The following is an 11,933-nucleotide window of genomic DNA, read 5'->3' on the forward strand; positions in this document are numbered from 1 at the left end:
AAGATCAAGTCAGGTCTGCGCGCTGCTCTCATGCTCGACTGTCGGCAGGTTGCAAGCAGCCAGTGCGGCTCGATCGATGCTCAGTCCAGACAGAAGGCCCCATTTATGAAAATCAATCACTTGCTTTTGATCGCCCCTTGCGATGATCGATACAGCCCGGCGGTTGAGCAAAGCGCCGAATTGGCAATGGCCTTGGACGCCAGTGTTTCGCTTGCCGCGCTGCGTGCCCCATCCCTTGGCGGGCAGAAACCGTCCGTCGAGTCGTACCTGAAACAGCGGGCCTCCCATCTTGCGTCCAGGGGCCTTCGTGTCAGTCCTGATATCACGGTACTCAAACCCACGGCAAACGGCGTCGCGGCGCAAGTCACGCGCTGTGGCGCGGACCTGGTGGTCATGGACCATGCCGCCGACGAGGCGGCGCATCAGGCCAACCTGGACCTGCAACTGCTGGAAAAAGCTCCCTGCCCGGTGCTGTTCGCTCGCGAACAGGTGGCGCCCAACCTGGAGAAGCTGTTCGTCGCCGCGCCAGCAAGCTGCGAAGACCTCGACGAACGGGCATTGAATGCCCACGTCATCGAGGTAGCCAAGGCCGTATGCCAGGCCCGCAAAGGCAAGATGCACCTGTTTTCGGTCTACGACCAGGCGGCGCTGCTGCGCCATAGCGAGCACTACAGCCTGGCAGAAATCCCAAGGTACGAAACCTTGGCCGCCACGTTCAAGGCATTTGCTGGGCAGCTTGGGATACCGACGCTTCACCATCACCTGATCGTCGGCTCTTGCGCCCATACCCTCTGCGCCTATGCCAATCGGTGCGAATACGACCTGGTGGTGATCGCCAATGCCTATAACCTGCGCCAGCACGAGACACTGCGCTATTTGCTGAGCCACCTCACCTGCAGCCTTTTGGTGGTCAACGCACCGAACAGGGCAATGCAGCCAGCGACCCAAGCCTGGGCGAGCCTTGACGATCCGCTGTTGTTCCCTGCCTGACAGGTGACACCCGCTGGAGGGCAGGCAATTGACAACTATCAAGTCCGCGCAGGGCCAAGCGTCGAAACTGAAGCTCCATTGTCCATTCCCGACACACGAGGATTATTGCCATGGCTCCTACAGAACCCTCCCGCCAATACACCGCGCCCTCGTTTCCCAAGCCTGCGGGCGAGCATTGGATCGAAGCCCTCGACAATGGCACCCATGTGCTGATCAGACCGCTGCAAGCCAAGGACCGGGAGCGCGAGAGGGCCTTCATCGAACGGCTGTCACCGCAGTCGCGGCATTTTCGCTTCCTGTGCCAGATCAAGGAGCCCGGTGAGGCAATGCTCGACCAGTTGATGGCGGTCGACCAGGACCGCCAAGCGGCCTACGTCGCCCTCGCCCATGTGGACGGCGAGCTGCAAGAGGTGGGCATTTCCCGTTACGCCGCCATTGCCGGCAAGGATGAATGCGAATGCGCCGTGACCGTGCTCGACAGCTGGCAGCACCATGGTCTGGGTCGACTCTTGCTCAAGCACCTGACCGATCATGCCCGGGCCAAGGGCCTACGACAGATGTATTCGATCGACTCGGCCGCCAACCAGGCGATGCGTGACCTGGCCAAGGCGGCAGGATTCACCACCAGCACCGACCCGGATGACCCGACCCAGGTCATCCATCGCCTGAACCTGACCTGAAGCGTCGTTGCGCCAGCGCCTGGGGTGGCCACAGCGCTGCCCCACCCGCTCTTCGCCCCACGACCTGCGGCCACATCCGCACGAGGAGGGTATCCATGAACGGTAACTCGCGCAAACTGATGGAAATGCTCTACGGCAAGCAATACCAGGTCGACAGCGCGGAGATCGCCCCCCTGCTGCATCAATTCGCCGAACCCTTGCCCGACCTCGAGTCCCCCGCCTTCGCCGCGCTATTCGATCGCTACGCCGACGCCCGTGTGGTGATGCTGGGCGAGGCAAGCCATGGCACCAGCGAGTTCTATCGCGCCCGTGCAGCCATTACCCGGCGGCTGATCGAACAGCACGGCTTCAACATCGTGGCCGTCGAAGCCGACTGGCCGGATGCAGGGCACGTTGACCAGTACGTGCGGGGCTTGGCTCATTCGGCATGGAAGCGCCATATATTCAGCCGTTTCCCAACCTGGATGTGGCGCAACAGCGAGGTCAAGGCATTCGCCCACTGGCTGCATGGGCATAATCGCCTGCTCGCCGTCGACCGCCGCGTGGAGTTTCGCGGCCTGGACGTCTACAGCCTGCGCAACTCCATTCACGAAGTGCTGGCCTTTTTGGACCGGACAGATCCGCACCTGGCCCGCGAAGCGCGCCGACGGTATGGTTGCCTGACGCCCTGGCAGGATGACCCGACACTGTATGGCCACTTCGTCGAACGGGGTGGCGTCATGCCCTGCGAGCAGCCTGTGGTCGAACAACTGAATGTGATGCTGGCCGATCAGCTGTCGGGCCTGATCCGCAATGATGAAGCGTTTTTCAATGCCACCCAGAACGCACGCGTGATCATCGCCGCAGAACAATACTATCGGGCGATCTACCGAGGCTCGACTGCCTCGTGGAACCTGCGCGACCGGCACATGTTCGATACCCTGCGCGCACTGCTGGAACATCGCGGGCCACACGCCAAAGCCGTGGTCTGGGCACACAACTCTCACATCGGCAACGCCGATGCCACGGAAATGGGCTGGAAAGGCCAATTCAACATCGGCCAACTGTGCCGCCACGCGTTTGGCCGGGACGCCGTGCTGATCGGCATGGCCACCGACCGCGGACAAGTGGCCGCCGCCAGTGACTGGGATGGCGACATGCTGATCAAGGACATCCGTCCTTCGCGGTCGGACAGTTGGGAGCACCAGTTCCGCCTGGCAGGCGTACCGGCTTCCTTGACCGACTGGCGAGACCCACAGCGCAAGGAGCTTCGTCGCATCTTGTCAATGCCACTGCTCGAACGCGCGATCGGCGTCATCTACCGACCGGAGAGCGAACGGCTGAGCCATTACTTCGAAGCAGTGCTGGCCGAGCAATTCGACGCCCTGCTTTGGATCGAACAGACCCAACCGGTTGACGCCCTGCCTCTGCCGAAACAACAACACCTTGAACCGGAGGACGAAACCTATCCGTTCGGCGTCTGAACATCCGGCCTGCAAGGCTCAAGGGGATGGGGCTTGCAGGTGGGTGACGAACCAGTCACCCGCCAGAACGGCGACTTCGGTCAGGGTGCCAGGCTCTTCGAACAGGTGCGAAGCACCTGCTACTACCTCCAAGCGATGCTCGCAAAGCAGCATCCGACTGGCCTGACGATTGAGTTCCAGGACCTGAACGTCCCTGCCACCAACGATCTGCAGGGTCGGGGCTTGTACCCGCTTGAGCGCTTCGCCTGCCAGATCGGTGCGCCCTCCCCGGCTGACCACTGCCGCCACCACCTCCGGGCGCTCGGCCGCCGCACACAAAGCCGCCGCTGCACCCGTACTGGCGCCGAACACGCCAATGCGCAAGCTAGCAAGGTCGGGGTCCTGGCCAACCCAATCGATGACATCCGTAAGCCGCTTCGCCAGCAGCGGAATATCAAAGCGCAGCGCGGCGGTCTGGTTGTCCAGTCGCTGCTCCTGCTCGGTCAAAAGGTCAAACAGCAACGAGCCGAGGCCGCGACTGGCGAGCACGTCCGCCACATACTGGTTTCTGGCGCTCAGCCGACCGCTACCGCTGCCATGGGCGAAAATGACCAAGGCCTGGGTGTTGGTGGGTAACCGTAGGTCCGCGAGCAGTTCGACGCCGGGCCATTTCATCGAGCGCAGCACTACCTCAGTCATCTTCAGCCTCCCCGCCACGGCCCCCGGACGACGCTGCGATCCCGGCCTTGTCCATCAGCGCCATGACTTCCTCGTCCGAGGTCTGCGGAAAGTCCTGGTACCAATAGCCGACCGAAACCATCCGATCGGGCACCAGCGGGCAGATCACCTCGTCCACTTCGCTCCACAGGGCCTCTAGCGTTTCCGGTGGCGCGACCGGCACCGCGACCACGATCCGCGCTGGCGATTGGGCACGCACCGCCTGGATGGCCGCCATCATCGAGGCCCCGGTTGCCAGGCCATCATCGACCAGGATCACGGTCTGGTCTTTGAGCCGAAGCGGAGGTCGGCCACCCCGATAGGCGCGCTCACGACGTCTCAGTTCCTGTGTTTCCCTGGCTATCACGCTCTCAAGCAGGGCCCGATCGACCGGATAGGCCCGCAATGCATCGTCATTGAGAATCTTCACCCCTCCCCCAGCGATCGCGCCCATGGCATATTCCGGGTGCGATGGCATGCCAAGCTTGCGCACCACCAGCAGGTCCAGGCGAACCTTGAGGGCGATGGCGACCTCGTAAGCCACCGGCACCCCGCCCCGTGGCAAGGCGAGCACGATTACATCAGCCCGTTCGGCGTATTGGCTCAACGGCGGCACCAGGCAGCGACCGGCTTCAGCGCGGTCGGGGTACAGGGTGCGACGCGCAAGATCATGTGACATGGAAACCTCCCGCGCCGAGACGGCGCCTGTCGTTTCACCTACTGGCAAGCACTACCACCCTTCAAGGCGCCGTCGCCCGGGCTTCTTCAGGTAGCAGGTCGAACTGCTCGAGACAGCGCTGTTCATCGTCCGCCGTCAACGCCTTGTATGCGCTCACTTCCCGCATCGGCGTTTCGAACAAGGCCAGGCGGATCACGCCATTGCGATCGAGGAACGTTTGCGCCAGGCAGGTACACACCGGCTTGCCGACCAGTGCCGTGAGCTTCTCATCCCCTGGGGTGTTCACCTGGGCCTGCAAGTTGTCTGCGCAATTCTCCACGATACGGTCCACCGAGCGCCCCGCCAGCCAAAGCGTGCCGCCAGCGAGCAACGCCAGCAGCAGCAACAGGCCTAAAAGAACGTTCGACTCCTGGGTGACCGTGCGCAGGAAGGCAAGCCGAGCCTGCCAGCCCGTGGCCTGACCATTGAAAATGGTCTTGCCGACCGTGCGCTTGACGCCACGCTGCACCACCCAGCCCAACGCCACGCACAAGGCCAGCAAAGCCAGCAGCACGAACGGGTGTTGCATGGGCAGACGCCAGCTTGGGCTCAACGACCGGTAGGTAGCGGCCACCATGAGCAATGCCAAGATCGCCACGATCCACCCCAGGCTACCCCGTGGCCGATGCATCCAGGCCCGGAGTTTCGCCCTCGCTTGTGTTTCCATGACAGCCTCCCGGCCCACGCTAGCGCACTGGGTCAATGGCAACGGTTTCCTGGTACTCGGGCACGCAGACCTGCCAACCGAGCTCGATGCTGATCCGCCGTCGCAGCGTGTCGGCGGCATGGGGCTCGCCATGGATGACGTAGGTCTGGCGTGGCGGGCGGGCGAATCCGCGCAGCCACTCCATGATCTCGTCGGCATCGGCATGCGCTGAAAGGTTCTCCATGGCATGCACCTGGGCCCGGATGGGCACGTCTTCGCCATGCAGGCGGACGTTGTGTGCACCGGCGACGATATCAGCCCCGCGCGTACCACCGGCCTGGAAACCCGAGAACAGGATGCTGTTGCGTGGGTTTGGGGCCAACGCCTTGAGATGGTGCAGCACCCGTCCACCAGTCGCCATGCCACTGGCGGCGATGATCACCGAAGGTTCCCGCAGCTGATCCAGATGCCGGGACTCATCGACCGTACGGATGATATGCGTGCCCCTGCACATTGCCGCGCATTCCGTGGACGTCAAGCGATGCTCGCTTCTGAACTGCTGGTACAGGGCGGTTGCATCGGTGGCCATCGGGCTGTTGAGGTAGACCGGGATGTCGGGTATCAGGCCATCGCGCTTGAGCTTGTACAGGTAGTACATCAGTAACTGGGCACGACCGACGGCGAATGACGGTACCAACGTGATGCCATGGCGCAGGAGGGTCTGGTTGATGACCTGGGCAAGGTATTGCTCGGTTGATTCGGTTGGGTGCTGGCGATCGCCATAGGTGGATTCCACCAGCAGCACGTCTGCCGTCCTGATCAGTTCCGGCGCGCGCATGATCGGGTCCTGTGGCCGGCCAAGGTCCCCGGAGAAGACCAGCGTCTGGCCATCGACCTTGATCTGCACCGTTGCCGCGCCAAGTATGTGCCCGGCCGTGCGCAACAGCAGCTCCATGCCTTGCACGACCATGATCGGGTGATGCAACTCCACAGGGCGCAGCAGTGCCAAGGCGCGCTTCGCATCCTGCTCGGTGTACAGCGGGCGTGCCGGTGAATGCTTGGAGTAGCCGTGGCGGTTGGCATGCTCGGCCTGCTCTTCCTGCAATCGGGCACTGTCGAGCAGCAGGATCTCGGCCAAGGCGCAGGTGGCCGGGGTTGCGTAGATCGGACCGGCATAGCCTTCCCGTGCGAGCACTGGAAGATAACCACTGTGGTCGAGATGGGCATGGGTCAGCACCACCGCATCGAGTGCATGAAGCGCCGCCGGAAGCGGTTCCCAGTTGCGCAGGCGCAGTTGCTTGTAACCTTGGAACAGTCCGCAGTCGATCAGCACACGGCTGCTGTCGCGGGTCAACAGGAACTTGCTGCCGGTCACGGTCCCGGTACCACCGAGAAATGTCAGTTGCATGGCTAGGGCTCCAGGGTTTCGACCGCTTGAGGGTGAACCGCCAGGACACTGCACGGTGGACGGCTGACGATGCGCTCGGTGGTATCGCCCAGCAGCTTGTCCAGCCCTTTGGGCTGCACCACACCCATGACCACCGCGTCGATATCCAGCGCAGCGACCTGCTCGCGAATCACTTGCACCGGGCCACCTTCCATGAAATGGCGGCGATTCGCCGCGACCCCCTCAGTGTCCGCCAAGGTGTCGAACGGCTCCTTCAAGGCGTTGCGCATCTCATCGATCCACGCCTGGGTGACGTTCATGTCCGAGGCGAATACGCCGGCCAGGTTGTAGGCCGAGAGCAGGTGCAACTGTGCATCGCATTGCAGTGCCAGCGCCTGCGCGGCACGGATCAGCCCACGATTGAAGGATGCCTGGACCTCGGGGGTTTCGCTGAAGGAAGTGTCAACGGCGACCAGCACGCGCTGGGGCAGCGACACCGCTGCCGCCGGCACGAAGTGCGTGATGCCCTTCAGGCCCCGCATCAAGGCGCAATCCAGGGGCGTGCTGAACAGTCGCACCATGGTTGGCGTCGCTTCGCTGTCCTTGATGACCATGTCGGGCTGCAGTTCGCTGATGTAGTCGAGGGCCTGGCTGCGGATGTCGTCCGCCTGCAGGCTGTCGACCGTCAAGGCGACACCGCTGCCACGGTGACGCTCGACCAAACCTGCCAGCCGTACACGGTAGTGGTCGAACTGGCGCTGGATATCGGCCTCGTTCAATCGCTCTTCACGCAACAGGTGCTCCTGCGTCGGTTCGAACAAGCCCAGTACATGCACGCTGGCACCACTGACATGCGCCAGGGCCAGGGCCCTGCGCAGCGCGGCCGAATGCGGATCGACCTCGGTGAGCAGCACCAGCAGTTGTCGATATTGACCCATGGCGAACCTCCGGGCTTGCGCGGCTGGCGTGATGATGTAGGCGATTGTCCGGAGGCAGGCTGATGCGCGCTTGATGCAGATCAGAAAAACCACCTGCCGCGCCTGAACTTGACGATTGTCAGAACCGGCGCCGCCCAGCACGGTACAACGGCTGCAGCAAGCATCGACCAGGTAATCGGGAGGCGACATGAACAAGCAGCAGGCTGACCAGCCAGATACGGGCGAGCATTGGATCGAGAAGCTTTCGGACGGCGCTGCCGTACTGATCCGTCCGCTGCGAGAAGAGGACCGCGAAAGGGACCGCCGCTTTCTCAGCACGATCGCCTACGAAGCCCGACGTTTCCGCTTGATCGCTGGGCTCAGTGGCGGCGTGCCAAGCCTGGATGCGCAGCAAATGCCAGTGGATCACCACCAGCGCGAAGCCTACGTTGCCCTGGTCCATGCAGATGGCCAGTTGCACCAGATCGGGGTAAGCCGGTATGCCAGCGTGCCCGGCAGCCGCCTCTGCGAATGCGCCGTCGCCGTGGACGAACAATGGCAGCGCAAGGGGCTGGGCCGGTTGCTGATGCAGCACCTGATCGCAGCCGCCAAGCGCAACGGCTTTCACTGCATGATTTCCAGGGACCTGGCGAACAACTATGCCATGCACCGGCTGACCAAGGGCCTGGGCTTCAGCTCACGCTACTTGGGTGGCGATGTCAGCGAGATCATTCACGAAGTTGACCTTCGCACCTGAAGACAAGGCCCTTGGGGCCTTGTCTCTCAGCCTTGGGAATGCTCCGGTGAAATCACCAGCACGCTGCTGGACAAGCGATTCAACACCCGCTCGGCAGTGCTGCCGATGAACCAGCCGATGCCGTGATGGTGGTAGCTGCCCATGACCAGTACGTCGATATCGTTGTTCTCCATGAACAGCGCCAGCACCTTGGCCGGGTCTCCCAAGCGCAGGTGGCGGTGTTCGGCGGCGATTCCATTGCGCTCGGCAAGTGCCTGGAAGGCATCGCTTTGCGCCTCGTGCAGTGTCTGGGCCAGGTTGGAGTCGAACAGGAATGAATGCTCGCGGCTGCCGCCGGCGTCCAGGTACATCGACCCCATGTCGTAGGCATATAGCAACTCGATCTGGGCATTGCACTGTAATGCCAGCTTCAGCGCCTCGCTGATGATCTGGTCGTTGAAGCCCTCGAACTGGTCTTCCGGGCGCGACAGGTCCACGGCCGCCAGAATCTTGCGCGGCAGCGCATGGCTGGCCTGGTGAACCAGGTGCAGGGGAATGCGGGTTTCCCGCAGCAACTGAATGTCGAGCGAGGTGAACATTGCCCGTGCCCACCAGGGTTCATGCTCGAAGGCCTTGATCAGCATGGCGAAAGGCTGCTCGCGCAGGTGCACGAGTATCTCGTCCAGCGGATGCTGGACCCATACCACTTCGGTGGTGACCGTCACCCCATTGCGGCGCATCGACAGCGCTTGGGTTTCCAACCATTCACGGTGTTGCTGTACATAGCCTTCGCGCATCACCGCCAGGGCCTGGTCGTTGACCAAGCCCGCGGTGGCAAGGCCTTCGAGGTAGTCAAACGCCACGATATGCAGGGCCATGCCCTTGGCCTTGGCCAGCGCCGCCGCACGGTCGTAGACCGGGGTGCGCCGCATCAGAGGCGAAGCGATCAGAAGAAGTCTTTGCGGGTTGTCCATGGCGCACCTCAGCGTTTGGGAAGTGTCCCTGGATCATCCCTGAACCGCCCTATGCGGACTTGACGTTTATCAACTGAACCACTGGACGGACAAACGGCGATGCCAGCTGCGCGAGAATTTGATGCGGATCAAAGCTTCCTGGCGTTTACGGCGCAATCTGACTCTATACCAACAACAATCATCGAACTCCCTGGAGGCGTGCCATGACGCTCATGACAACCTGCGAAGTCGGCCATGAATCATTCGCCAACCCGCCCAATGGCGTGACGAAAATGGCCAATACGCCCTGAACCACCCCTGTTGCTGGCAGGGATGCCTTCGTTTCGCATGGATTTGCAGTTGGTTTGCTCATGCATGCTTTTGGAGGCTTCCATGAACATCTACGTCGAAACAAGCCCTGAACAGAACCGCTGGTGGGTCCGCATGGACGACTGCCGGGTGAGCTTCACGACGCCCGACGAAGCGCAAGCCTTCGTCGATCGGCTTAACGCCCGTCTCAATGCACCCCATTCACGCGACATGCTTGCCGACTGGTCACCACGCCCCGGCATGGGCAGCACGGGTAAAGCCAATGCTCGGATGGCTACTCAGGCAGATCTCCGATGCGCGAAGGAGGCCTGAAAATGACTGGCCTACTGAACGTGACCTTGCTCGACCAACCGCCAGCGTCGAGTCCCGCGACGCCGATCCACCTGAAACCGCTCACGACCCTGTGCACCGAGTGCCGTGTCAGCGGGTTGTGCCTGCCCACCGGTCTTCCGGTGCAAGACAACAGTTGCCTGGGCGCCCTGATCGGCCCGCGCCTGCGTGTTCGCAAAGGCGCCGCGCTGTTCAACGCCAATGACCCGCTGACAACGCTCTATGCCGTGCGCTGCGGCAGCTTCAAGACCAGCCTGAACAGTGCCGAGGGCCAGGGCGTGGTGATCAATTTCTGGATGCCGGGCGATGTGCTTGGCCTCGACGCCATCGCCACCGAACACCACGTATGCGATGCCATTGCCCTGGAAGACAGCGAGGTGTGCCCTGTCCCCTACCGCCGGCTGCAGGCCCTGGCACACGACTTTCCCGTCCTGCAGCAAAGCCTGAACCGGTTGATGAGTCGGGAAATCGTGCGCGAGCATGAACGGGTGTTGATGCTGTGCAACCTCACCGCCGAGCAGCGCCTGGCCAGCTTCCTGGTGGGGTTGTCACGGCGCTTCGTCAGCCGGGGCTATTCTGCCCACGGTTTCATGCTGCGCATGTCCCGGGAAGACATGGCCTCGTACCTGGGACTGCGGCTTGAGACCGTCTGTCGTTCGGTCGCCCGCTTGCGTGCGCTGGGTATCGTCAGCATGCGTGGCAGGCTTGTCGAGATACTCGATCTGCCAGCCTTGATAGCCCTTGAGCAAGGCGGCGCGGACGTCGCGCCCAAGGACAACCCGAAGGCGCCATGCTCGACGCGGTGAATATCAGCCACGGCGCCGTGGCATTGGGCATCGGCATGCTGGTGGGGCTTGAGCGCGAGCGCAAGAAAGGCCGCAATGAAGACCATGCCGCCGCCGGCCTCCGGACCTTCGCCATCACCGCCCTGTTGGGCTACGTCAGCATGTTGCTGGCCGGGCCCATGCTGGTCGGGTTCGCCAGCCTTGGCCTGGTACTGATGTTGTGCATGCATTACCACAAACATGCCGACAGAGACCCCGAAGTCACCAGCGAAATCGCCCTGCTGCTGGTGCTGACCCTCGGAGCACTGAGCCTCGAGGAACCAGAACTGGCCACCGCTGTCGGCGTGGTACTGACCCTGCTCCTGGCACTGCGCCGCGAGCTGCATCATTTCGTGCTCCAGCAACTGAACGAGCAAGAGCTGCGCGATGGCTTGATGCTGTTGACGATGGCGCTGGTGGTGCTGCCGTCGACACCGGACAGGTTCATGGGGCCGTATGGCGCACTCAACCCTCGCACCCTCTGTACGCTGGTCGTGCTGCTGATGACCGTCGGTGCGCTGGGGCACATTGCCTTGCGTCTGGTCGGCCCACGCTACGGCTTGCCCCTGAGCGCCATCGCATCCGGCTTCGCCTCGGGCACGGCGACGATTGCGCTGCTTGCCCATCAAGCCCGTCAACGCGTCGCTGCCGTGAAATCCCTGGCCGCCGCGGCCGTGTTGTCCAACCTCGCCAGCATCGCGCAATTCGCCTTGGTACTGGGCATCGTCGACCGCCGCCTGTTGAAACCTTTCATGGCCTCGATCGGGCTCGGTGTAGGGGTTACGGTGGTTTACGGAACCTTGTTACTGGCACCTTGGCGCAACGACCAAGGCGCGTGCCCGGCACCTCAGGGCGATGGCGCCTTCAACCTCTGGACAGCCTTGATCATCACCCTGGCGCTGGCCGGAATCGCCTTGTTCTCGGCATTCCTGCTTCACCACCTGGGCCACAGCGGCGTCAGTATCGCGGCCTTCCTCGGCGGGATGGGCGATGCCCACGCAGCCACCGCATCGGTAGCCTCGCTGGTTGTGGCAGGACAGCTGGGGACAGCCGATGTCGTGGTACCAGGGATGATGGCAGTGACGGGCAATAGCCTGACCAAATGCGTACTGGCGTTCAGCAATGGCGGCTTCGCATTCGCACGTTACCTCGCCCCGGCACAGTTGATCATTCTTGGCGCGATGTGGCTGGGGCTTTTAGTGACCTGACTTGTCGAACGCCACTCGGGCATTGCGCAGGAACTTTGCACCCGTCGGACAGGCC

At 62.7% G+C, this 11,933-nt stretch carries 14 protein-coding genes; 7 read left to right on the forward strand and 7 right to left on the reverse strand.

The window, feature by feature from the left end; genetic code table 11:
- Positions 1-9: 9 nt before the first annotated feature.
- The gene (locus tag H620_RS27065; protein ID WP_158664635.1) at positions 10-423 is read right to left on the reverse strand and encodes a hypothetical protein; all 414 of its coding nucleotides are present in this window, start codon (positions 421-423) and stop codon (positions 10-12) included.
- On the opposite strand from H620_RS27065, the gene H620_RS27070 reads away from it, so the two are divergent.
- From H620_RS27070 to H620_RS0103640, 3 genes are all read left to right on the forward strand, one after another.
- Positions 394-990, forward strand: coding sequence for a universal stress protein (locus tag H620_RS27070; RefSeq protein WP_158664634.1), 597 nt, complete (start codon positions 394-396; stop codon positions 988-990). The two genes, H620_RS27065 and H620_RS27070, sit on opposite strands and share 30 nt — an antisense overlap.
- A 110-nt stretch (positions 991-1,100) precedes the next feature.
- Positions 1,101-1,670 carry a GNAT family N-acetyltransferase gene (locus H620_RS0103635; protein ID WP_023380986.1) on the forward strand — a complete coding sequence of 190 codons (570 nt, stop codon included), beginning with the start codon at positions 1,101-1,103 and terminating at the stop codon, positions 1,668-1,670.
- 95 nt (positions 1,671-1,765) lie between these two features.
- Positions 1,766-3,133, forward strand: a complete 1,368-nt coding sequence (locus tag H620_RS0103640) for an erythromycin esterase family protein (protein WP_027906743.1) — start codon at positions 1,766-1,768, stop codon at positions 3,131-3,133.
- Positions 3,134-3,151: 18 nt separating this feature from the next.
- Here H620_RS0103640 and H620_RS0103645 read toward each other — a convergent pair whose 3' ends face one another.
- The 5 genes from H620_RS0103645 to H620_RS0103665 form a co-directional block, all read right to left on the reverse strand.
- The gene (locus tag H620_RS0103645) at positions 3,152-3,811 is read right to left on the reverse strand and encodes a dienelactone hydrolase family protein (protein ID WP_023380988.1); all 660 of its coding nucleotides are present in this window, start codon (positions 3,809-3,811) and stop codon (positions 3,152-3,154) included.
- On the reverse strand, positions 3,804-4,508 hold the full coding sequence (locus H620_RS0103650; RefSeq protein ID WP_027906744.1) for a phosphoribosyltransferase: 705 nt from the start codon (positions 4,506-4,508) through the stop codon (positions 3,804-3,806). The genes H620_RS0103645 and H620_RS0103650 overlap by 8 nt, the downstream gene beginning before the upstream one ends.
- Before the next feature lie 61 nt (positions 4,509-4,569).
- Positions 4,570-5,178 (reverse strand): hypothetical protein, encoded by a 609-nt coding sequence (locus H620_RS0103655; protein WP_049818694.1) that lies wholly within the window; start codon positions 5,176-5,178, stop codon positions 4,570-4,572.
- A 55-nt stretch (positions 5,179-5,233) separates the two neighbouring features.
- The gene (locus H620_RS0103660; RefSeq protein ID WP_023380991.1) at positions 5,234-6,601 is read right to left on the reverse strand and encodes an MBL fold metallo-hydrolase RNA specificity domain-containing protein; all 1,368 of its coding nucleotides are present in this window, start codon (positions 6,599-6,601) and stop codon (positions 5,234-5,236) included.
- A 2-nt stretch (positions 6,602-6,603) separates the two neighbouring features.
- Positions 6,604-7,518, reverse strand: coding sequence for a universal stress protein (locus H620_RS0103665; RefSeq protein ID WP_027906746.1), 915 nt, complete (start codon positions 7,516-7,518; stop codon positions 6,604-6,606).
- Positions 7,519-7,705: 187 nt separating this feature from the next.
- Here H620_RS0103665 and H620_RS0103670 point away from each other — a divergent pair, with 187 nt between their 5' ends.
- On the forward strand, positions 7,706-8,254 hold the full coding sequence (locus H620_RS0103670) for a GNAT family N-acetyltransferase (protein ID WP_027906747.1): 549 nt from the start codon (positions 7,706-7,708) through the stop codon (positions 8,252-8,254).
- A 26-nt stretch (positions 8,255-8,280) separates the two neighbouring features.
- Here the strand turns inward: H620_RS0103670 and H620_RS0103675 are convergent, their stop codons facing one another.
- The gene (locus H620_RS0103675; protein WP_023380994.1) at positions 8,281-9,207 is read right to left on the reverse strand and encodes a universal stress protein; all 927 of its coding nucleotides are present in this window, start codon (positions 9,205-9,207) and stop codon (positions 8,281-8,283) included.
- Positions 9,208-9,579: 372 nt separating this feature from the next.
- Between H620_RS0103675 and H620_RS0103680 the strand changes: the two genes are divergently transcribed.
- Genes H620_RS0103680 through H620_RS0103690 form a run of 3 tightly spaced genes read left to right on the forward strand, consistent with a single transcriptional unit; the run spans position 9,580 to position 11,878 of the window.
- Positions 9,580-9,828: a hypothetical protein gene (locus H620_RS0103680; protein ID WP_027906748.1), complete on the forward strand. Its 249-nt coding sequence runs from the start codon at positions 9,580-9,582 to the stop codon at positions 9,826-9,828.
- 2 nt (positions 9,829-9,830) lie between these two features.
- Entirely contained in the window at positions 9,831-10,652 is an 822-nt protein-coding gene (locus tag H620_RS0103685; RefSeq protein ID WP_023380996.1) for a helix-turn-helix domain-containing protein, read from the forward strand.
- Positions 10,637-11,878 carry an MgtC/SapB family protein gene (locus H620_RS0103690; RefSeq protein ID WP_023380997.1) on the forward strand — a complete coding sequence of 414 codons (1,242 nt, stop codon included), beginning with the start codon at positions 10,637-10,639 and terminating at the stop codon, positions 11,876-11,878. The genes H620_RS0103685 and H620_RS0103690 overlap by 16 nt, the downstream gene beginning before the upstream one ends.
- Positions 11,879-11,933: the final 55 nt, after the last annotated feature.

The organism is Pseudomonas taiwanensis DSM 21245 (assembly GCF_000425785.1).
Classification (GTDB): domain Bacteria; phylum Pseudomonadota; class Gammaproteobacteria; order Pseudomonadales; family Pseudomonadaceae; genus Aquipseudomonas; species Aquipseudomonas taiwanensis.

What these genes read in the sequence shown, in the direction of transcription:
- H620_RS0103680 (WP_027906748.1), top strand. Translation starts at nt 9,580, where the DNA reads ATGAACATCTACGTCGAAACAAGCCCTGAACAGAACCGCTGGTGGGTC.
- H620_RS0103660 (WP_023380991.1), bottom strand. Translation starts at nt 6,601, where the DNA reads ATGCAACTGACATTTCTCGGTGGTACCGGGACCGTGACCGGCAGCAAG.
- H620_RS0103685 (WP_023380996.1), top strand. Translation starts at nt 9,831, where the DNA reads ATGACTGGCCTACTGAACGTGACCTTGCTCGACCAACCGCCAGCGTCG.
- H620_RS0103690 (WP_023380997.1), top strand. Translation starts at nt 10,637, where the DNA reads ATGCTCGACGCGGTGAATATCAGCCACGGCGCCGTGGCATTGGGCATC.
- H620_RS27065 (WP_158664635.1), bottom strand. Translation starts at nt 423, where the DNA reads ATGCGCCGCCTCGTCGGCGGCATGGTCCATGACCACCAGGTCCGCGCC.
- H620_RS0103650 (WP_027906744.1), bottom strand. Translation starts at nt 4,508, where the DNA reads ATGTCACATGATCTTGCGCGTCGCACCCTGTACCCCGACCGCGCTGAA.
- H620_RS0103665 (WP_027906746.1), bottom strand. Translation starts at nt 7,518, where the DNA reads ATGGGTCAATATCGACAACTGCTGGTGCTGCTCACCGAGGTCGATCCG.
- H620_RS0103655 (WP_049818694.1), bottom strand. Translation starts at nt 5,178, where the DNA reads ATGCATCGGCCACGGGGTAGCCTGGGGTGGATCGTGGCGATCTTGGCA.
- H620_RS0103670 (WP_027906747.1), top strand. Translation starts at nt 7,706, where the DNA reads ATGAACAAGCAGCAGGCTGACCAGCCAGATACGGGCGAGCATTGGATC.
- H620_RS0103675 (WP_023380994.1), bottom strand. Translation starts at nt 9,207, where the DNA reads ATGGACAACCCGCAAAGACTTCTTCTGATCGCTTCGCCTCTGATGCGG.
- H620_RS0103640 (WP_027906743.1), top strand. Translation starts at nt 1,766, where the DNA reads ATGAACGGTAACTCGCGCAAACTGATGGAAATGCTCTACGGCAAGCAA.
- H620_RS0103635 (WP_023380986.1), top strand. Translation starts at nt 1,101, where the DNA reads ATGGCTCCTACAGAACCCTCCCGCCAATACACCGCGCCCTCGTTTCCC.
- H620_RS0103645 (WP_023380988.1), bottom strand. Translation starts at nt 3,811, where the DNA reads ATGACTGAGGTAGTGCTGCGCTCGATGAAATGGCCCGGCGTCGAACTG.
- H620_RS27070 (WP_158664634.1), top strand. Translation starts at nt 394, where the DNA reads ATGGACCATGCCGCCGACGAGGCGGCGCATCAGGCCAACCTGGACCTG.